At 41.2% G+C, this 20,971-nt stretch carries 17 protein-coding genes, 1 tRNA gene and 1 other annotated feature; of the genes, 4 read left to right on the forward strand and 14 right to left on the reverse strand.

Annotated elements, in window-relative coordinates; all coding sequences use genetic code 11:
* Positions 1-77 precede the first annotated feature (77 nt).
* From DP73_RS12195 to DP73_RS12225, 7 genes are all read right to left on the reverse strand, one after another.
* Positions 78-151: transfer RNA gene (locus DP73_RS12195), tRNA-Gly, on the reverse strand.
* A 197-nt stretch (positions 152-348) separates the two neighbouring features.
* Complete coding sequence (locus tag DP73_RS12200) at positions 349-3,639, reverse strand: carboxyl transferase domain-containing protein (protein WP_081963043.1); 3,291 nt, start codon at positions 3,637-3,639, stop codon at positions 349-351.
* Between the two features lie 430 nt (positions 3,640-4,069).
* Positions 4,070-4,792, reverse strand: coding sequence for an ABC transporter ATP-binding protein (locus DP73_RS12205; protein WP_034599813.1), 723 nt, complete (start codon positions 4,790-4,792; stop codon positions 4,070-4,072).
* Positions 4,785-5,552 carry an ABC transporter ATP-binding protein gene (locus tag DP73_RS12210; protein ID WP_034599816.1) on the reverse strand — a complete coding sequence of 256 codons (768 nt, stop codon included), beginning with the start codon at positions 5,550-5,552 and terminating at the stop codon, positions 4,785-4,787. The genes DP73_RS12205 and DP73_RS12210 overlap by 8 nt, the downstream gene beginning before the upstream one ends.
* Positions 5,553-5,576: 24 nt before the next feature.
* A complete protein-coding gene (locus DP73_RS12215) occupies positions 5,577-6,557 on the reverse strand; it encodes a branched-chain amino acid ABC transporter permease (RefSeq protein ID WP_034599817.1) in 981 nt (326 codons plus the stop codon).
* Positions 6,558-6,592: 35 nt separating this feature from the next.
* Positions 6,593-7,468 (reverse strand): branched-chain amino acid ABC transporter permease, encoded by an 876-nt coding sequence (locus DP73_RS12220; protein WP_034599819.1) that lies wholly within the window; start codon positions 7,466-7,468, stop codon positions 6,593-6,595.
* Between the two features lie 15 nt (positions 7,469-7,483).
* A complete protein-coding gene (locus DP73_RS12225; RefSeq protein WP_034599820.1) occupies positions 7,484-8,683 on the reverse strand; it encodes an ABC transporter substrate-binding protein in 1,200 nt (399 codons plus the stop codon).
* Positions 8,684-8,786: 103 nt separating this feature from the next.
* Positions 8,787-9,070: a binding site (T-box leader), on the reverse strand.
* 172 nt (positions 9,071-9,242) lie between these two features.
* Between DP73_RS12225 and DP73_RS12230 the strand changes: the two genes are divergently transcribed.
* Complete coding sequence (locus DP73_RS12230) at positions 9,243-9,593, forward strand: YojF family protein (protein WP_034599822.1); 351 nt, start codon at positions 9,243-9,245, stop codon at positions 9,591-9,593.
* Positions 9,594-9,617: 24 nt separating this feature from the next.
* Positions 9,618-10,289 (forward strand): bacillithiol biosynthesis deacetylase BshB2, encoded by a 672-nt coding sequence (gene bshB2, locus DP73_RS12235; RefSeq protein ID WP_034599825.1) that lies wholly within the window; start codon positions 9,618-9,620, stop codon positions 10,287-10,289.
* Positions 10,290-10,433: 144 nt separating this feature from the next.
* Here the strand turns inward: bshB2 and DP73_RS12240 are convergent, their stop codons facing one another.
* From DP73_RS12240 to DP73_RS12265, 6 genes are all read right to left on the reverse strand, one after another.
* Positions 10,434-11,324, reverse strand: a complete 891-nt coding sequence (locus tag DP73_RS12240; protein WP_034599826.1) for a formate/nitrite transporter family protein — start codon at positions 11,322-11,324, stop codon at positions 10,434-10,436.
* Positions 11,325-11,667: 343 nt separating this feature from the next.
* The gene (locus DP73_RS12245) at positions 11,668-12,831 is read right to left on the reverse strand and encodes a cache domain-containing protein (protein WP_034599827.1); all 1,164 of its coding nucleotides are present in this window, start codon (positions 12,829-12,831) and stop codon (positions 11,668-11,670) included.
* A gap of 251 nt (positions 12,832-13,082) precedes the next feature.
* Positions 13,083-14,378 (reverse strand): homocysteine S-methyltransferase family protein, encoded by a 1,296-nt coding sequence (locus DP73_RS12250; RefSeq protein ID WP_034599828.1) that lies wholly within the window; start codon positions 14,376-14,378, stop codon positions 13,083-13,085.
* Between the two features lie 276 nt (positions 14,379-14,654).
* The gene (locus DP73_RS12255; protein WP_034599830.1) at positions 14,655-15,647 is read right to left on the reverse strand and encodes a M42 family metallopeptidase; all 993 of its coding nucleotides are present in this window, start codon (positions 15,645-15,647) and stop codon (positions 14,655-14,657) included.
* Complete coding sequence (locus DP73_RS12260; protein WP_034599831.1) at positions 15,648-16,700, reverse strand: M42 family metallopeptidase; 1,053 nt, start codon at positions 16,698-16,700, stop codon at positions 15,648-15,650. It abuts the gene before it with no gap.
* Entirely contained in the window at positions 16,691-17,755 is a 1,065-nt protein-coding gene (locus tag DP73_RS12265; RefSeq protein ID WP_034599833.1) for a M42 family peptidase, read from the reverse strand. Before DP73_RS12265 ends, DP73_RS12260 begins: the two co-directional genes overlap by 10 nt.
* Positions 17,756-18,042: 287 nt before the next feature.
* Here DP73_RS12265 and DP73_RS12270 point away from each other — a divergent pair, with 287 nt between their 5' ends.
* Together DP73_RS12270 and DP73_RS12275 are read left to right on the forward strand one after the other, a co-directional pair.
* Complete coding sequence (locus DP73_RS12270) at positions 18,043-18,351, forward strand: hypothetical protein (RefSeq protein WP_014904338.1); 309 nt, start codon at positions 18,043-18,045, stop codon at positions 18,349-18,351.
* 247 nt (positions 18,352-18,598) lie between these two features.
* Positions 18,599-19,258, forward strand: coding sequence for a response regulator transcription factor (locus DP73_RS12275; protein WP_034599834.1), 660 nt, complete (start codon positions 18,599-18,601; stop codon positions 19,256-19,258).
* 5 nt (positions 19,259-19,263) lie between these two features.
* On the opposite strand, the gene DP73_RS12280 is transcribed toward DP73_RS12275, so the two are convergent.
* A complete protein-coding gene (locus DP73_RS12280; RefSeq protein WP_034599836.1) occupies positions 19,264-20,943 on the reverse strand; it encodes an EAL domain-containing protein in 1,680 nt (559 codons plus the stop codon).
* Between the last annotated feature and the right edge of the window lie 28 nt (positions 20,944-20,971).

Here is a 20,971-nt window from a genome sequence, read left to right on the forward strand (position 1 = left end):
AACGCCGTGTAGTGGAGGCAAACCCTCCGCAACACGGCGTTAGTATCTATATCTAAAAATAAAGTATCATAGCTTAATGGAGCGGGTGATGAGAATCGAACTCACGTAGCTAGCTTGGAAGGCTAGTGCTCTACCATTGAGCTACACCCGCAAAACTGTTCGACACTTATTATACCATATCACTTACTTTTAAAGAAGACCCAAAAAAATATTTTTTTAAACTGAGATGATATTCCTAAGTTACCTCAGTTAACATATCTCGACGAATTTGTGCTCCATTTAGTGCTTGATACGAGGATGTTAGTTCCTTTAATGCCACGAGGTATTATCTTACATGAGGTCTTTATATTACCAAGTATCTATATACAACTGAACCTTCTTCTTATGATTAGGAGGAATTGATTTTAGTCCCCTCATGACCCATCTACGTGTATCTGCCGGATCAATTACTGAATCAATTTCCAGATAAGAAGCTACATTAATTGCATTTCCTTTCTCATAAGACTCTTGAATATACTGTTGGTAGGCAGCCTCACGCTCTTTTGGGTTTTTAATAGACTCAAGTTCCTTTCTGTAGGCATGCTTAACGGCTCCTTCGATTCCCATTGCTCCAAATTCTCCGGAAGGCCAAGAAGCTGTAAAGAAGGAATCTTGAAAGCTACCAGCGGACATGGCCATTGCTCCAAGTCCATACCCTTTCCGCATTACGACGGTAAAGAAGGGTACATTCAAATGTGATCCTATCACAAACATGCGACATACATGCCGCACCTGAGCCTCACTTTCTATAACCGGGCCCACCATGAATCCTGGGGTATCTACTAAAGATAAGATCGGGAGACCATGAGCATTGCAAAGCTGCAAAAAGCGAGCTGCTTTATCTGCATCCTGAGCTTTAATAGCTCCTGCACCGTGCTCGGGATTATTGGCAATCAGGCCAAAGGCCTTGCCATCTATTCTTATAAGGGCAGTGATTATACTCTGACCGAACTGTGGCCTCAATTCCAGTACAGACCCTGTGTCGGCAAGAACATTGATTATTCCCCTTACGTCGTAAACACGCAGCCGATTTTCTGGAATTAATTGGCGTAGTAAGCGCTGGTCTGCTGCCTCCCACTGGGCAATAGAGCCCTGAAAAAATGAAAGATATTTTTTTGCTACGGCTACTGCCTCCATTTCATTAGTAACCGATATATCAACTACCCCGTTTCTCGTCTGCACATCGATAGGACCAATCTCCTCAGGCTTTACGACTCCAAGTCCTCCACCTTCGATCATAGCCGGTCCACCCATCCCAATGTTTGAATTCTCAGTAGCAATTATTACATCACAGCAGCCGAGCAAAGCAGCATTCCCTGCAAAACAATATCCTGCAACAATCCCTACTAAGGGAGCCTTACCACTTAAACCGGCGAACCTACTAAATGTTGTGATATCCAGACTAGTTACCAGGTTAGCATCCACGTCACCAGGCCTTCCTCCTCCGCCTTCAGCGAATAAGACAGTAGGCAATTGCCATTCATGGGCAACCTTGAGCAGACGATCCATCTTTTTGTGATTCATCACTCCCTGTGTACCGGCCAGGACAGTGTAGTCATAGGACATAACTAGGCAACGAGACTTATCTTCTGCAAAAAGAGAACCATTTATAGTGCCAAAGCCTCCAACCAGTCCATCGCTCGGAGTCTTTTTAATCAGTTCGTCTAGCGTTCTCCGCCCCCGTTGTGCCGCAACGGTGAGTGCACCATACTCAATAAAGCTGTTTGGATCACATAGGTCTTGGATGTTCTCACGGGCGGTACGCATGCCTTTATTATGCCGTCGTGTCACCTCTTCCCTTCTATTTTCATCCTGCCCAAAGGAATGTCGAAGAACCACCTCTGCAAGATCAGGACGATGAATATTAAGATCAACATCTTTATCCTTTATCTTAGTGACATCTGAGACCTCTGCTTCTAAGATGAAAAGAATAACATCTCCTTCTGAGACGATATCATGGGGGTTTAAACAAACAGTATCTACGTATCCGCTTTTCTGAGCCTTGATTTCATACTCCATCTTCATCGCCTCAACAATAGCAATCGTCTGTCCTATTGCCAGCGAATCTCCCGGAGACACGTTGATGTTGGCGATCACCCCCATCATGGGGGTTCTTATGGGAACTGTTCCTTCCGGTATCACCTGAACTTTTTGGGCTTCAGCAATATTTTCATCTGATTCTAGATTTTTGCCAAATAAGTCTGATTTCTGTACTTGAATCGAAGATATTAGGTGAATTGCATTTTCTTCAATAAAGCGAGTGTGCAAGTTATTTTCTGCAACCTCCGGTCTACGTAGAAGACTGAGCAGAAATGGGATATTTGTTTTCACTCCCTCTATTCGGAACTCACTCAGAGCACGATAGGCTTTGGCAATAAGGTCTTCGTAACGGAAGGATCGAGAGGAAATGATTATTTTAGCCAGCAACGAATCGAATGATGGATTGGTCGAATAACCACTATAACCGTAACCGTCAACTCGAATTCCTGGTCCTGTTGGTACCTCATAGATTTCAATCTTACCACCCATTAGCTGAGCACTACCGGCAGCATCAATGGTTTCCATATTAATGCGCAACTGCATTGAATAGAAGCGAGGCTGAGCAGCATTTTCACTCAAGTTCAGGTCTTCCAGAGATTTGCCGGCTGCTATCTCTATCTGCGAACTAACTAGGTCAACTCCTGTAATCTCTTCAGTTACAGTGTGCTCTACCTGAAGTCTGGGATTCGCCTCCATAAACGCAAATGCGACTTTGTCCGGAGCGTTATCATCGACTAGGAATTCAAAGGTTCCAAGACTATCATAACCGACCTCCCTCGCCAAACTTAGGGCTGCATCGGTGATCTTTTCTCGAAGTTCTTGGGAAAGTGTCGGACAAGGGGCTATCTCAATAAGCTTCTGATTACAACGCTGGATTGTGCAATCGCGTTCACCCAGATGTATGACCTTTTTTCCGTCTCCAATAACTTGAACTTCAATATGACGTGCCTTGGGTAAAAGCTGCTCAACATAAACCTCGCCCAGCCCATATGCTCTTTGTGCTTCAGATTGGCATAAGGCATAAGACGGACCAAGATCTGAGAGATCGTAAACTGCTCTCATACCTCGTCCTCCTCCGCCTGTTACTGCTTTAATCATGACGGCGGCACCTCGCCCAAGTGACAAGAAAAAATCTTTGACTTCCTCAAGGCTGGTTGCCCCAACAGTACCCGGAAGCAAAGGGATACCACACCTTTCCGCCAATAACCGGGCTTCAACTTTATTACCAAATAATTTCAATACATCCGGACGTGGACCAATAAACTTCATCCCCGCTTTTTCACATGCACTTGCAAAGGCACTGTTTTCGCTCAAAAATCCATACCCGGGATGTATAGCATCACACCCTGTCTCTCTGGCAATAGCGATGATTTGCTCTTGATTAAGGTATGCAGCAGCCCCAGTACCTTTTAAAACACAGGCTTGATCCGCTGAGCGAATATGTAGTGATTTAGAGTCATCAACCGAATACACCGCTACTGTAGGAATATTAAGATCTGACGCTGCTCGAGCGATTCTGATTGCAATCTCACCTCTGTTTGCAATGAGTATTCTTTTCATTCTCATTCAGCCTTTCTTTGATACCAAAATTAACAATGTGATCCCTTAGTGGTATTGCATAAATTGTTTGATTTTAAAATACTTGTATAATTCAAGTCTACTTTGTATTTAAAGAGTGAATTTATTAATATTGCAAGTGATATGCCATCAATCCTTGTATCAGAATTTTAAATGGGCGAACCTTAACCCGCGTCACGATAAATCCAACTCTATCTACAAAAGTCTTTTCTCTACGAAAGGAAAATTAACACAAGCTCTCTAGAGTAAGCGATTTTTAGTGTACAGTGAGTCTATAAAGTAAACAGTTTATTTGAGATTGGATCATTTAGTATACAGTTTAGTGTTGAGAAAACGCATAGTTTAGAAAAAGCAATAGACAGGACACCTATATTAAGTGCCCTGTCTATTGCTTTTTCTGATAAAAGTGAAATTAATTAGTATGCGCTTTCCCCAAGTATGCCTCTTGTATCAAGGAGTCAGCAATGATATCTGAAGAATTACCGCTATGGGTTATCCCTCCTCTTTCCATTACTAAGACACTGTCCGCTACTTTTAGGGCCGATTTAGTATTCTGTTCTACGAGGATAATCGTAACCCCTTTCTTTTTTAATTGAACCAGAATGGACATTATCTCTCGAACGACTAATGGGGCTAGACCGATGGAGGGTTCATCAAGCATTAGGAGGGTCGGACGGGACATTAACCCTCTGCCAATAGCTAACATTTGCTGCAAACCACCGCTTAAACTGCCTGCCTGATCCCTCTCTCTCCCTTTTAAAGCTGGAAAAAGCTCCATGATTTCTTTCACATCATTCATCAATTCGCTCTTGTCTTTCCTATAACGATGAAAAGCACCCAACATGAGATTATCCAGGACACTCAAGGAGCTAAATATTTCTCTTTTTTCCGGCACAAGGCTAATTCCTTGCTTGACTACCTGATTCGGTTTTTGTCCGGTAATGGAGTTATTCTTCAAGATAATCTCTCCCGCTGAGGGTCGGTACAGCCCTGCTATCGTTCCAAGAAGGGTACTTTTGCCTGCCCCATTCGCTCCTAAGATAACCAGCAATTCCCCCTCCTTGGCTTCTAAAGAGAGATTGTTGATGGCCTGAACATAGCCGTGATAAACACCTAAGTTTTTAATGCTAAGCAATCTTTTCATCCTCTCCGAGATATGCTTTAATCACTTCAGGGTGAGCCTGAATTTCTGCCGGTGTTCCTTCCGCGATCATTTGACCAAAATTTAAAACGACAATCCTATCCGCGGCTTCCATCACGGTTTGCATATCATGTTCTATCAGGATCATGGCTGTACCTTTTGTTTTGAGTTTTTTTAAATAGTCTGTCAGGGCCTCTGTTTCCGAGGGATTCAAGCCTGCCGCAGGTTCATCAAGGAGTACCAGGGCTGGCTTAGAGGCCAGAGCTCTGGCTATTTCTAAAAGTCTTTGCTTACCAAAGGGTAACTGAGTAGCCGGCAGTCCGGCGGTTTCCGCCAGCCCAATTTCTTCAAGTAAGATCAGAGATTCTTCCCGGATCTTTTTTTCTTCACGACAAGTTCCAGGAAAGGATAAAAATGAGCGAACAAATCCTTTTTTACTTCTTAGATATGCCCCGGCCATAACATTTTCCAAGACCGTCATGCTGCCGAAAAGTTGCAGGTTTTGAAAGGTTCTGGTGATGCCTGCCGAGGCAATCTCGAAGGGTTTTAGTCCGACAATTTCCCGGCCATTGATGGTTACTGAACCTGCCTCCGGTGGAAGAGCCCCAGTAATAATATTGAAGAGGGTAGTTTTTCCTGCCCCGTTGGGACCGATCAGAGCCAGGATACTTCCTTCTTTTACTCCAAACCCTATATCCTTGACTGCCACAATCCCACCAAAATGCTTTGATATCCCGCTTAGTTCAAGTAGCATTTGCTAGCCCTCCTTTTCTCCTTTTTACCCTTCAGGCTTTAGTTCCTTTTTCAGAGGTAGTCTGAAGTATCGCCCAATACTGCTTAAACCTTTAGGTTGGAAAATCATGAGACCTACGAGAATGATTCCGTAGATGATGATTTGATATTCACCGCCCGCTCCCGGTATTAGTAAAGGTACAATCTCTCTCAGCAGTTCATTCAAGGAAACCACCACAACTGCTCCTAATAAGGGTCCCCAAAAGGTGCCCAGACCTCCGATTACCACCATGAGCACAAATTGCACTGAGGTATGAAAGCTGAAGGGGGAAGGACTGATAAAGCTAACATAGAATGCGTATAATCCTCCGGCAAGTCCGGCTAATAGTGCGCTGAAGGTGAACGCCTGAAGCTTGAGCCTGGCACAGTCAACCCCAGCATTTTCGGCTGCATACTCACTTTCTCGAATTGAGCAAAGGGCTCTTCCTGTGCGTGAATGAACTAAATTATAGATTCCTATTAATATCAGTAATAGCATGAACCAGACCAGTAAATAGAATTTCTGATCATTGTCGAAAGATATAGTCCCTATAGTAAGGTTTGGAATCCCACTCATTCCTGAAGGGCCACCGGTGAGTTCTCCCCCCTCGTTGAAAATAATATGAACTAATATTCCAAAACCAAGTGTGGCTAAAGCCAAATATAGTTCTCGGAGCTTCAGGGTCTGCCGACCAATTATAGCTGCTAGAATACCCGGCAAGATTGCTGCTGCCAGGAGTGCTATGAGGGTGGGCCAGTTAAAGCGAGTTGTTAAAATGGCGGCTGTATATCCACCTAAGCCAAAGAAAGCCGCATGCCCAAAGGATACCTGGCCTGCATATCCCATCAAAATCCCCAAACCTTGCACGACGATTGAATAGATAGCAATAACAACTAATGTGCTATAAAGGTAATTGCTATCTATCTTCAGAGGTATGACAAGAAGGAAAAGCAACAGAATTAAGCCCTTATGATTCTTTAAATGCATTGTTTCTCACCTCTAATCCTTCTAATGGTTAATAACTATATTTTTCGCTCTCTAATCGCTCCAATAATTCCCTCAGGTCGAATGAGAAGAACTCCCAGCAGGATGATGATGGATATAGCATCCTTTAAACCGGAGGAAATGAGCCCGGAGCTAAAGGACTCCAGAATCCCTAAGAGAATCCCCCCAATAACTGCTCCACCGACATTACTCAGGCCTCCAATTGCTGCAGCCACGAAGCCTTTAACTCCCAGCATAAACCCCATATCATAGGTGACCATAGTAATAGGCCCAATACTCACCCCAGCTGCCGCACCTAACCCTCCTGCGGATACGAAAGCTAACAGGGAGATAGTATTTAAGTTTATGCCCTGAAGCCTCGCGCCAGTTTGGTTATATACGGAAGCTTTTACAGCTTTACCCCAAAAAGTATGCTCAAAGAAGCCATATAATCCAGCTAAGGTAACTGCAACAAGAGCAAAAATCCAGATACTCTGAGGATTTAGAGCTGCTCCACCAATCATTATTGATCCCCCTTGGGAGAAGGCGGGGAGAGAATAGGTATCCGTTCCCCAGATAAGCAACGCCAGACCGCGTAAGGATATAGAGAGACCAATGGTTATAATTAACATCCCTAGGCTGCTGGCTCCTCTTGCTTTGTTAATTGTCAGGCGCTCCAACAAACCACCGAGGATACCCACTAAAATTACCGAGACCAGAAATACTGCAGCCATTGGCATCCCTGTTCCTTGCAGGCTGACTGCTATCAGGGCACCTATGACAACAAATTCCCCTTGGGCCAAGTTTAATATGCCAGTAACATTAAAAGTCGTAACCAGGGTTAAAGCAATGATGGAGTATATGCTGCCTAAGGTCAGTCCGGTTAGTAAAAGTTGTAATAGTTGTTCTCCCATCAATAAATCACCCCGTTATTCTATAAGCTTCCATTTTCCTTGATCGACCTTCACTAATACTGCAGAATCTTCCTTCAGGCCATTGTGATCCTCAGGTGACATATTAAATACTCCTGAAATACCGACAAATCCCTGAGTCTTTTCCAATTCTCCTCTAATGGCCTCACGATCCGGCCCGGCTTTTTCCAGAGCGCTTACCAGCAAATTAAAGGCGTCCCAAGCATAGCCTCCAAAGGAATTCGGCTCGCTATTATACTTCTTGACATAATCTGCGATGTAACTTTCCAAAACTTTTTTCTGAGGATCAGCGTCTGTGATTTGTTGAGCCACAGATAGTTTGCCAATGGGCAGGAGAGTTCCATCAGCAGCACCTTGCGCAAGTTCAATAAATTTTTGATTACCTACTCCATGACTGTGAATCAAGGGAATAGTGAGACCTACATCTTTGAAATTTTTAGTCAGAATTGAAGCCGAAGGCGGAATAGCCCAAACGATTACCACTTGCGCCTCACTTGCTTTTACTTTGCTTAACTGCGGAGTCATGTCTTTGTCATTGGCATCAAATTTTTCTTCAGCAACAATACTAATTCCACTATCTTTTACTGCAGCAGTGATCGCTTTCTTACCGTTATCCCCATAGGAATTGTTCATATACAAGAAGGCAATTTTGTTCAAGTCATTTTTCTTAAGATAACTAATTATCTTATTAATCATGACAATATCGCTTTGGGCTGTTTTAAACACCCATTTCCTATCACTGGTTGGCTCAACGATACTGCTGGCAGCGGCTAGGGAAATCATAGGAACTTTTTCACTTTCCACAGTCTTGATCATGGCCATGGACGTCCCGCTGGAACTAGCCCCCAGTATTGCCAGTGATCCTTTTTCAATCAGAGTTTTAGCGGCTAGAACGCTTTCGGTTTCGTCACTTTTGTTATCCATGATAGTCAGATCCACCGGATGTCCGTTAATCCCCCCCTCCGAGTTGAGCTTCTCAACCATCATTAGCAGGGTGTCACGTTCCGGTACTCCTAGGGATGAGGAATTACCGCTGATATCCAATACTGCCCCAATCTTATAGGGTTCATTTGCCGATGCCGTAGTACTCTTTACGTCTGCTTCCTTAGTTGGGCTGCAGGCACTGATTAGTAAGCTGATTACCAATAGAAGCGCAAGTCCTAGCCTTCTCTTTAATCCCTTTGACATGTTTTTCATGCAAATCACTCCTTACGATTTTGTTATTAAGCCTCACAAATAACTGCTGAGATTTTCACCTCCAAAAAATAAAATAATAAAAAAAATAAACACTTCTCATCCCTAAAGGGACGAAAAGTGCATTTCGCGGTACCACCCAGATTGAGTCTATAAAAAGACCCCTCCTCATTTAAGTACGGGAATAATAATATTCATAAAATATCTATTCCTTATACCCTCTTCCTTTTAACGGTGGAAGTCTCCGACCAAGCCTACTTTCCCTAAGGTTTCAGTTTGGTAGCTCAGAGGTGAACCTTCAACGGTTGATACCATAGCAGCGCTTTCAGTCTATGACGCCGCCTCCCTGAAAAGATCGTTCCGTTTACTTTACCCCGTCATCACAAATAAAAATATAGGTTATATGGTTGGTATTTTACCAGCTTTTTCTATTAAGGTCAATACGTAAAAATAAAAATTTAAGGAAATGTTGCTAAGCTCCTTTTGCGCCTGCTTCCGTGAAAATAACCTTAAAATAGTATATAATAATTACAAATTATTGTTTTTAAGGTAGGGATTGTCCATGAATCCGCTTAATAAATCTATCGTACAAACCGAACTAGATCGTTTTCTAAACCGTGAAGTTTACCTTCACCTTGAGACAACCAATGGCGCTTATGCCGTTCATAGACAAGAGAGCAATATGACCGTGGGGGCGTATATACGCAATGGTCTTATCCGCTTTGGGCGGGGAATTATCACAGGGGCAGGCCCATACCGCGTAGGTCTGAAAATGGAAATCGGCTGGGTCTACGCCGAAGGCTTAACGGATTACGAGATAGATCCGGAAGGTCGGCTCTTACTAGCCGGCCATGATCAAGAGGGTCGCTTAGCAGTGGCATTAGAACTCAGCCTGTCTCCTTTTGAATTGTAACTTATAGTGTGGAGGGAATATTTCTTGGAAGAACATGTTCTAGTAGTTTTCCCGCACCCAGACGACGAAACGTTTGGCTGTGGCGGAACCATAGCTCAATTTACAAAATCCAGAGTACCTGTCACTTATGTCTGCGGTACTTTAGGACAAATGGGACGCAACATGGGTCGGCCACTTTTCGCCAACCGCGAATCATTGCCCATTGTTCGGGAAGCGGAGCTGGAGACAGCATGCCAGGCCCTTGGTATTCAACGCCTGATTCAACTTGGATTGCGAGATAAAACGATAGAGTTTGAAGACCCTGAATTATTGACAGACAGGCTTGAGCAAATCATTTTGGAAGTCAAGCCCTCTTTGGTTCTTACCCACTATCCCGGCTATGCTGTCCATCCGGATCACAATGCTCTTGGTGAAGTGACCATCCGAGCTGTTTCCCGACTTTCCCCTCAAGAACGTCCTACCGTGTATGTCCACGCTTTTGCACGCGACTGTCAAGATCAGCTTGGAAAACCAGATATAATTAACGACATTTCAGATGTTGCTGAGATAAAGCTGGCCGCAATCCGAGCTCACAGATCACAATCACAAGTAATTCTTCCCCGCCTCTCTAATGGACAGTTTAAGAATCCGTCTTCGAAGAACTCATACAACCATATGCTCACTCGCGAATCCTTCTGGATCTATCGTTTTTCGTAAGTATTCTTGACATTCATATATTGACAATAACAATGTATTTCTACTTCATCTTAAGACACTTATGTTCAAAAATCCGGCGGTTTTAATACGAACTCATCTAGATGAGTTCACATTAAGACTGCCGGATTTTTCAGTCTATCAGGTTTACTTAGCAGCATTAGATCTGGACTGATTTATTAAAGCAGGTTCTGCTTTAACATCATTTTTTATATATACGAACCAATAAACTCCAGCAACAAAAAAGGATCCTCCTACAATGTTTCCCAGTGTAACCGGAACCAAGTTATTTATTACAAAGGTTCCCCAGTTTAAATTCGCTAGCGCTTGGGATCCCAAATGAGACTCAGTCACCCAGCTCGGATTTGCTTTTGCTAAAATTCCAGCGGGAATATAATACATGTTCGCTATACTATGTTCAAAGCCGGATGTGATAAAAAGCCATATCGGGAAGAAAATCGCCAGTATTTTACCGACCATATCCTTCGCCCCATAGGCCATCCAGACTGCCAGACAGACTAACATATTACACATAACCCCCAAATAGAATGCCGACATAAACGGCAACCCTACTTTATAGGCGGCAATTTTGATGGTTACTCCTCCTAAAACATTAGCACCACTGTTATACAATCCAGAATGAACCATCATATAAGCAAGAAGTATTGCTCCAATGAAATTGCCGCAGTAAACGAAAAACCAATTTTTTATCATATCCTTGAATTTTACTTTTCCATCTAATACTCCGCCTAAAATCAAGGTGTTCCCGGTAAACAATTCTCCGCCTGCCAAAACAACCATCATAAGCCCTGTTCCAAATATTGCTCCTGCCAGAACTTTTCCCAAGCCATAGGTTTCCGGCTTGGCAAATAAATTAAAAGCCGCCATATTTGAGCCTTCGGCTGCAAAGGCAATGAAAGCACCCGCTAAAATTGCCAATATGAATTGATTGGAATATTTCATACCCACCTTTTTGATTCCTATTTGTATAGCAGTATTAGTTATTTCAGATGGTGGCAAATAATTTTTTGTCTCCACAGTTATCACTCCTACTTATAATTTCTGACTACTTGTTATAGTTTTTTGCTTAAGAAATCTTATTTCTTTAAAGCCAGCTAGATACTCACTCCTTATTATTTAAATTACTCTTTCTTACTCCACCAATTAAATTGGAGATCAACAGTTATGATGCCGTAGTTAAACTTTATCGTTCTTAGCCCAACCTGTCACCCATTTGAACATTAATAAAATGTTTTGTGGATAATTAATATATTTCGAAATTTTTGTTAATTGAAGAAAAAAGCAGCATGACACGGTTTAAAAACCGAAATCATGCTGCTTAGCTTTTATTAAATGGAGATTAAAAGTCTTTATGGAATGTTTATATAGGTGTGAATAACTTGACAGGTCGGCCAATCCCATATTTAAGCTTGGATATTAACAGGCCACGGTCTTCTAAGAACTCGAGATAGCGACGTACTGTTACCCTGGTTAGCTTCACTCCTTCAGCAACCTCTTCTGAAGAAAGGGGGCGGCGGTTAGCTTGTAGAAATTCTATGATCTGCTCAAGAGTTGTTTCGTTTAATCCTTTTGGTAACTCCTCCTCTTTGATAGACCATGCTATGTCAGATTTAGATACTTCTTCCGGCTCACTAGTGTTAGACGTTAAGAGCGAAAGATCGGTTGTCTCAATGTCCTCAGAGGAATCAATTACTGGATTATCAATTTCGGCTAGCGGCCCTTCCGCATTACTATCAGCTCTGCTATTAATCTCCTCGATGGACGTTTGAAACTGTTCTACCATTTGGTTAAAGGCATCCTCCAACTCTTCAATTTCCTTGACTCTAGAAACTTTAACCTTCTCAGTAATGTGCCCAGTTGCCACATCTCGAGTTCCCAGCGTGATATTGTGTAAAGGGTTAATGATAACTTTCTGAATAAAAAACCAGGTTATAAGTGCTATTAAGATTGTTAAACCTAAACCTAGGATCGCCATTGTGATTAGCGATCGGGTGATTATTTCCTTCTCATAAGCATGGGAAATTCCCACATAAAAGATCCCAATAATATTGCCATTTTCCGCTCGTAAAGGTGCATATCCTGATTGGTGCCACTGGCCGACAACATTGGCCTCTCCTATAAAAGTTTGACCATCCTCCAATACCGTCCGGGCTACGTTAGCTGAGACCTTGGTCCCTATTACTCGTTCATCGTTTGACCCAAGAACTGTAGTTGCTACCCTTGTATCGCCCAAGAAAAAGGTCACTGTATCCCCGGTTAGACGAGACAAATGATCAACTAATTCGTTATTAAGGTTGATCTTAGTAGCCCCTTTATATAGGTTTCCATCTTGCACTGACCACGAACCAGGATAGGTCTTATCAATAATCTCTCCACATGTTGCCAAATCTGTCTGGGTTTTGATAATTGTGGCTGCCACAACCCGATCTTTCATATACCACCCCAGAACGGTGAGAAAGCAAACTGCCAGTAAAAACAATGAACCCAGCAGCAATATGAGCATTTGATGTTTGAGTGAACGCACTCAAATTCACCTCTTTCGTTTGTGCTTCGCTACTTATTAGACTTATATGGATATTTAAGATTAATTCGCAAATAACTTTAAAATACCTTCTTTAATTACCTAATTAAGGCTTGCTTTTTTATCGAAAAGTCGAGGTTTCCGAGGTTAAAGTGTAGTTTTGTGTAATAAATGTGAATACCAGCAATAAAGAGCCCTCCCGAAGCCGTTTTAACAGCATGGAAGGGCATGGCTAATATAGGCCTGGAGTTTTCCTAGACAGTCGGTTCAAATTTGTCATTAAGAATTAAAGCACCATAGTGTTTAAATTGATCACGAGATAGATTTGAAGTATTCGATAAAACTACGCCGACCCTTCCAGGATAATATCTTAGGATTTTGTCAACTATTTCAATAGAATCACATTTGATAATGAGGGGCTTCTTAACGAGGTAGCTTATAGTGCTAATAAATTCCCATACGTCAAAGGTTTCACTCATATCGCCAAAATCTATGAATAGGCAATCCATCTTTGCCGCTTTATAAGCTTGCAGTAAACTATAAAAATCGCCTTTTCTTAACATGTCTCTCATATCATCATTAATGAAAAGCTTTTCAATAGATAATTCCTTGTTAGAAAGTTCTAAGTAACTAAAAGCTGATGCAATCATCGAATTCGAACGCAATTCTAAATCCTGAACCTTAATCTCATTGAGCTCTTTCCTCAAGGCACTGATAAATTCCGGGGTGGTTCCACAACACCCACCAATAAGTCTTACTCCATGCTCAACATATTCTTTTGTATAAGCACTAAATTGTTCTGGTTTTTGTTTATAGACTGCCTCTCCTGCTACTAATTCTGGCATACCAGCATTCGCTTTAACTGAAAGAGGAATGGAAACGACCCCATGCATTTTCTTGATAGGTTCAAGTAAACTGTCAGGTCCGCCGGAACAGTTAGCTCCAACTACTTCCACCTTTAATGCTTCACAGACTATTGCACATACCTCAGCTGAATTGCCCGATAGAGTTCTACTATTATCATTAAAGGTTACCGAAGCAATAATTGGCAGACTTGTTGTTTCTTTAGCAGCCAATATAGCTGCTCTTAATTCATTTAAATCTGTAAATGTTTCAAAATTAACAACATCTGCACCCGCATCCTCGATTGCCTTTAATTGCTCTTTAAAAATATCATAAGCTTTGTCAAAACTTAATTCCCCTGCAGGTTCCATAATCATTCCCGTTGGTCCAACTGAAGCAGCAACGTAAGTGTTGTCTCCTGCCACTTCTTTAGCCAATTTAACCCCTTCAAAGTTCACTTGATAAGTCTTATCCCCTATGCCGTGCTTATCAAGGGTAACTCTATTACCAGGAAACGTATTGGTTTGGATTACGTCAGATCCTGCTTGTTTATAAAGATTATACAGGTTTTTGATCTCATCAGGTTTTGATAGATTCCATGATTCTGACGCTTCATTGCCTTTCAATCCTCTCTTCTGAAGCATGACACCTTTAGACCCATCATATAGTAAAACCCTTTCTTGGATCGAAGTTAAAAAACTCTTCATAAATTAAACCTCCTACTAAAATGCAAATAATAAGCAATATTAATAAACTATACCTTATTTTTACGCAATTCTCTACTTTAAATTCCCAAAAATAACTTATTAATTATACTTGCCTTTAGCAAAAAACAAATTCGCCTTAGTTTATTAAATTGAGGATCATTAATTAACAAAAAAAGTACTCAGGCTAAGCTGAGCAACCAATTTATGGAGGTGTTCATTTATAAGAATTGAAAGGAAACAATCAATCAATCAATGAATAAATTGACACTTCCAACCTCATTCTAGAGGATGTTCAAGTAAACTCACGAGTAAATCCACGGCAGCTTGAACATCCCTGGAATCAACCATTTCAGCGGGACTGTGAACATATCTCGTAGGGATTGAAATTACACCGGAAGGAACTCCTCCTCTAGACAAATGAATAGCTCCGGAATCCGTCCCTCCGTACTCTAATACCTCCCACTGAAAGGGAATATTCCTTTCTGCTGCCACCGCAGCCATCCAGCGTTTTATTTGAGGAGGGGTAATCAAAGAACGATCGAAGACTTTAATCCCCACACCACTTCCTAATTTCACTGACATGGAGTGGGCCTTAGGAGTATCTCCGGTAGCTGTCACATCGACAGCTATTGCCAGGTCAGGTTCAAGAGCATAGGCTGCCGTTTTGGCACCTCTGGTTCCGAGTTCTTCTTGCGCAGTGAAAGCAAATACTAATTCATTAGTAGACTTAGAACGTTTAAGTGCTTCGATAACCACAAAACAACCAATTCGGTCATCAAGAGCTTTAGCCATGATTCTTGACCCTACTTCCACGAAATCTCCTACAAACACTGCCGTTTCTCCTAGGCGGACAATCTGTTCGGCCTCATTCTGGGAAACTGCACCAATATCAATAAAGAGTTTATCTAGTTTGAAGTCACTTGGTTTAGCTATTTTTTCTACTCCGATAGTCCCCATTCTCCCCCTATTAAACTTAACCCTTTGTCCAACTAGGTTAGAGGTACGCACTCCACCGAGAGGGGTAAAACGTAAGAACCCCTCTTTATCAATATGTGTAATCATCAAGCCGATTTCATCCATATGAGCAGCAACCATGATTTTTTTACCAGTACCATGACGTACAGCTATGAGATTTCCTAAAGTGTCATTAGTAACTTCGTCACAATAAGGACGTATCTGAGCAGATATGAATTCAGCAACCTGCTCTTCTGAACCGGAAGGGCCAAATATCTGGGTTAACTGTTCCAGGATTCTGAAATCCATATCCATTTAAAATTTGTCCTCCTTAGCAAAATTAATTGAGCTGCCTTCAAAGATATTTGGTAATTCCTTTAGGAGAGCATTAACAAGGTCATAACAAGCTTGATAATCCTTTTCTGAAATTACTGAGGCAAAAGAATGGATATAGCGACACGGCACACTCAAACTAATGGTGGGTATTCCAACTTTGCTGATATGTATAGAACCGGCATCGTTTCCGCTGCCACTTCCGCGGGGAAACTGTAACGGAATACCGTTCTGTCGAGCTACACCCGTCACCCATTGGATGAGCTTCGAACTATAGAGAGTGGATCTATCCATGAATGAACAAACCGGACCCTTACCTAGCTCAGTGATCCAACCCTCTTCGGCACAATCGGACATATCGTCCGCCACAATTGCTTCCAGTACTATTGCAAAATCCGGAGCCAAGTGATGAGCAGCAACCTTAGCCCCTCGCAGGCCTACCTTCTCTTGAACAGTAAACCCTGCGATCAAGGGAAAATCATAATCGTTTTGGAGCAACTCTGCTAATATGGCACATCCCACTCGGCCTTCAAGGGCCTTACCCTTATAAAGCCCGTCTCCGAAGGGCTCAAATACGGTTGTGAAATAGGCATAATCTCCAAGTTTCACTTTGCTTGAGGCATCTTCTTTGGATTTTGCTCCGATATCAATATATAGTTGGTCACAGGATAAAGGATTTTGCCCTTCTGTATGTTTTTGGAGATGAATGGCCTTTGCTCCAATGACTCCCATGTAGGAGTTGTTGATTTGTACAGGTTTTGAGACCAGAATTTGGGCATCTATTCCGCCGACAGGGCGAAATTTAAGAAATCCTTCTCCGGTTATATCGATAATCATTAAAGCCAATTCGTCCATATGGGCAGACAGCATTACTTTGGGGCCGGAAAGAGAGTCATTTTTTATCCCAATCAGATTTCCCATTTTGTCAGTATTAATAATGTCTACAAAGGGTTCTATTGTTTGCCGTAAGAAATTACGGACAAGATTTTCTGCCCCTGAAGTACCATTTAATTCGCTTAGGCTCTTTAATAACATAACATTCCCTCCAAATCATCTGGTAAGGAGGCGATGGAATAGGCTAACAGTTTGCCAGAATTTATTACATCCTGAATATTAAGGGTTTCTACTGAAGTGTGCATATACCGCAAGGGGATAGAGATCAACCCGGTAGGAATCCCTGCCTGAGTCACTTGAATAGGCCAAGCATCCGTTCCTGAATGTCCCGGAATTGGTTCAATTTGAATAGGTACACGATGGAAATGAGCTGAGTCCACAAGATGACCGTAGATCCCAGGATGGATATTAGGCCCGAGGGCAACAGCAGGACCTTTTCCTAAATCAATTGTAACTTGGCCCTTTAGATCAGGAGTACAGGCATGAGTAACATCTATAATTACTGCCAGATCCGGATTAAGGGCATAGGCACTGGTGATTGCTCCCCTCGCCCCCACTTCTTCCTGCGTGGTTGCTACTGCAACTACATCATGAGAGTGCTTAAGCCTAGACAGCTCTTCCAGACAAACCTTCATTGCCACTACTCCGGCTCTATCATCTAAGGATTTTCCAGCTATTAGGTTATTCAGAAGCGGATAGGTTTGGCGTTTTATAGTGATGATATCTCCCACTTGGATAACCTCCTGGATTTTGGCCAGAGGCATCCCAACATCAATAACCATTTCGTCCATTTTGACAGCCTGACTTGATTCCATTTTATCAAATAGATGGGGCGACAAAGAAGCTATAATACCAGGAATAGCTCGATTCCCATGAACCAGTACCTCTTGAGACAAGAGAGTGCGTTGGTCGATCCCGCCAATGGATGTGAATTGAAGAAAACCGCGGGAATCAATCTTTTTCACAATCAGGCCTATCTCGTCCATATGAGCAGCTAACATAATTTTTTTATTAGATTCTTTAATCCCTCTTTTCAGAGCGTAAACATTACCGATTTTATCACCCAGTACCTCGTCACTAAATTCTTTAAATCCTTCTCTGACCAAAGAGGCAATCGAAAACTCATAACCGGAAACTCCCGAGGCTATTGATATGAGGCTAAGAAAATCTCTGGCATCCTTCAATTGCGGATTCATTAAAACCTTTCACCTTCTCTCTGCAAGCTGGTTTCTTAGGTACGTAATGTTATATATTACGTTGGTTTTCTATTCAGAATAACCTCCACACAGCTATTTCAAAACAATAAACTAAGGCAGTAAGAAGCATTAATATGTTCCGACTGCCCTTGGTAATCGTCCGCTGTAAATACTTTTTATTATTTCGAATTTTGGAACTTTAATAAAAGCAATCTATTTCGGTGTGAAAAGTTATATAATTAGCTCAATAAGTAAAGTAGATACAATTGAAGCGAGGTAAAGCTAAATTGAGTATTTTTGAAATTATAATGTTAATATGCTTTGGTGCAGCTTGGCCCCTTTCCATTTACAAATCCTATACCTCTCGATCAACGGCAGGTAAAAGTGTATCTTTTTTAATTGTAATACTTATCGGCTATGTTGCAGGGATTATGCATAAGGTGTTTAATCAGTATGATGCAGTCGTATATTTATATCTTCTTAATTTTTTAATGGTCTTTACGGATCTTCTAATCTATTTTCGCAACAGTCGCTTCTCAACTTCAAACCATCCTAGTAAAAAGAAAGTATCTCACTCAGCCGTTTCTGCTAAGTAATAAATAATATCTTGGTAGTTCTAGCTATCTCAAAAACAATTCAACTCTAACATCACTGGTCGCAAAATGGTTTAATTAAAGGGCTGTCAAGTGACAGCCCTTTAACTCTTTTATTCCTTTTTATGCCTTAGTTAGCCGAATCAAGTATGTTGATAAACCATATCTTAAGCCAAAGGCTAGATCCCTCAAGCTTTATAATTATATGATATAATGTACGCAATATTCCAATTAAAAAAGAGGTTATATTATGTTGAAGGTATTAATTGCCGATGATCAAAAACTCTTACGGGAGAGCTTTAAAACTATTATTGAAAACCACGGGGAAATGAATGTTGTTGCTTGTGCCGCTAATGGAAGAGAAGCCTATGAATTGTGCGGCAAGTACAATCCCGATGTGGTGTTAATGGATATTTCTATGCCAGTCTGCAATGGAACGGAAGCAACTAAATTAATTAAATCTGATTACCCACATGTAAAGGTTCTGATCGTTACTGCTTCTGATGACGAGGAAGATGTGTCTGAAGCAATCAGTAATGGAGCAAATGGCTACATTCTAAAAAATGTTGGTACGGAAGAATTAATGCTGGCTATTAAAAGCACTTACCATGGTTTACAGATAATGCATAGAGATGTTTTTAAGCCGGCAACTTTTAATAAAAACCCTAAAGAACCTGTGCGAATACAAAACAATAAAGTGATTATTAACGATATTGAAGTTCCTATATCTGACAGAGAAGTGGAAATCATCCGTATGATTGTTGAAGGGAAAGACAACAAAGAAATAGGCGCTTCCCTTTTCATAGCGGAGGGAACCGTAAAAAATACCATAACCACCATTATCTCAAAGCTTCAACTTAAAGATAGAACCCAACTTGCTGTTTTTGCCATAAAAAATCATATAGTATAGTAGTACTATTTTTTTTCAAAGGGTTGCGTGAGCAGTAGGTTGCTCATCTCGTTTTCGCTAACGGGCTTGCTGAAGTAATACCCTTGCATAATATCACAACCCAGATTTGCAAGTAACTCCACATGTTTTTCTTCCTCTACACCTTCAGCCACGGTTTTGAGATCTAATGTATGAGCTAGTTCAATAATATGTTTGACAATCTCGTAATCGACTTTCTGAGTTAGACAGTTTTGAACAAATACTTTGTCAATCTTTATTTCGTCAATTGGATAATCCTTCAAATAGGCTAAGGTAGCTTGTCCCGTGCCAAAATCATCAATCGATAGTTTGAAACCTTTCTCTTTTAGGGCATACATTTTCTTTTGGGCTTCATCGGGATTAGCCATTATGGCACTTTCCGTTATTTCTATTTTAATGGTTTCAGGAGCTAAATCATATAAACCAGCAAAGTTAGAAATCCTAGCTTCTAAACTTGGATCGTTAAACTGTAGTGCTGATACATTGACGGAAACACTTGTTGATATTTTATCATTATGAGTTAGATCAGCTAAATACCTCATAGAGTCTTTAATTACCCAATTGCCTAAATTTATTATGGTTCCGTTTTCTTCAGCACGGTGAATAAAAAAATCCGGAAACATAAAACCATAATCTCTGCTATTCCATCTTATTAGTGCTTCCATTCCAACTATTTTATGATTATCAGCCCTTACTTGAGGCTGAAAATGCAGAACAAATTCACGATTATCAATGGCCTTAAATAAATTTGTAGCAATCTCAACATGATTCTTATAGTTTCTTTCAAGTTGCTCGTCATAAAATCGAATATAAAATTTTTCCTTGTTCTTTTCTTCGTTAGCTAGTCGAGCATTATTAACAAGTTCATTTCCTGTGGAACCATTTTGAGGGTATAGAGAAATCCCTATTTTGCAAGAAAGCAGTAACTCCCCATTCAAATACTCAATTGGATTGGCAAATGCCTTGACAAGATCATCTGCAAATCTAGCCGCCTCCTCAGGCCCTGCACTATCAAGCAAGATTGTGAAATTGCCTTCTTTATTATAGGATATTATTTTTACGTCTTCTCGCCCATTTTGGAACTTTTCGACTAGTCCTTTAAGCATTTGTCGATCATTTATTTTTGAGAGGTAATTGTTTAAGAACATTGAATTGCTTAATTTTACTGCAACTATGGCAAATTGGGAGGCCATGCTTTGTTCTTGGCTTATCATAATATTATCAATATAGTCAATGAAAAGCATGTCATTGGGCAACCCCGTGCTATGGTCATAGAGCAGTCTTCTAAACCGATCAAGTTTTAAGACAGTCCTTACCCTGGCCTTTACTTCCAAAGCATCTAGGGGTTTACATAGAAATTCGTCTGCGCCTGATTGAAAACCTTTTAGTTTTGATTCTCGATCTTCTAAAGCAGTAACCATAATAACAGGCATTAAGGATGTATAGGGATTGTTTCTGATTCTCTTACAAACTTCAAATCCATCCATATCTGGCAATATGACATCAAGGAGCACTAAATCCGGCTTTATCTCGAAGGCCTTTTTCAGAGCGTCCTTGCCGTTTGAGGCAAATTCTATATAGTAATCCTCTCGCTCCAGTAATGCGTTCAATACTTTCTGTCCTGAGATACTATCATCCACAATTAAAATACTATTTTTTCTGTCCATAATATCCCTCCTCTCTAAAGATCTAATA

Origin of the sequence: Desulfosporosinus sp. HMP52 (assembly GCF_000765145.1) — a bacterium.
In the GTDB taxonomy this organism is placed as follows: Bacteria; Bacillota; Desulfitobacteriia; order Desulfitobacteriales; family Desulfitobacteriaceae; genus Desulfosporosinus.

Bases quoted from the DNA above. Each gene is read 5' to 3' on its own strand.
- DP73_RS12255 (WP_034599830.1), bottom strand. From the start codon at position 15,647: ATGGATATGGATTTCAGAATCCTGGAACAGTTAACCCAGATATTTGGC.
- DP73_RS12275 (WP_034599834.1), top strand. From the start codon at position 18,599: ATGTTGAAGGTATTAATTGCCGATGATCAAAAACTCTTACGGGAGAGC.
- DP73_RS12215 (WP_034599817.1), bottom strand. From the start codon at position 6,557: ATGCATTTAAAGAATCATAAGGGCTTAATTCTGTTGCTTTTCCTTCTT.
- DP73_RS12200 (WP_081963043.1), bottom strand. From the start codon at position 3,639: ATGAAAAGAATACTCATTGCAAACAGAGGTGAGATTGCAATCAGAATC.
- DP73_RS12280 (WP_034599836.1), bottom strand. From the start codon at position 20,943: ATGGACAGAAAAAATAGTATTTTAATTGTGGATGATAGTATCTCAGGA.
- DP73_RS12260 (WP_034599831.1), bottom strand. From the start codon at position 16,700: ATGTTATTAAAGAGCCTAAGCGAATTAAATGGTACTTCAGGGGCAGAA.
- DP73_RS12265 (WP_034599833.1), bottom strand. From the start codon at position 17,755: ATGAATCCGCAATTGAAGGATGCCAGAGATTTTCTTAGCCTCATATCA.
- DP73_RS12225 (WP_034599820.1), bottom strand. From the start codon at position 8,683: ATGAAAAACATGTCAAAGGGATTAAAGAGAAGGCTAGGACTTGCGCTT.
- DP73_RS12210 (WP_034599816.1), bottom strand. From the start codon at position 5,552: ATGCTACTTGAACTAAGCGGGATATCAAAGCATTTTGGTGGGATTGTG.
- DP73_RS12220 (WP_034599819.1), bottom strand. From the start codon at position 7,468: ATGGGAGAACAACTATTACAACTTTTACTAACCGGACTGACCTTAGGC.
- DP73_RS12230 (WP_034599822.1), top strand. From the start codon at position 9,243: ATGAATCCGCTTAATAAATCTATCGTACAAACCGAACTAGATCGTTTT.
- DP73_RS12250 (WP_034599828.1), bottom strand. From the start codon at position 14,378: ATGAAGAGTTTTTTAACTTCGATCCAAGAAAGGGTTTTACTATATGAT.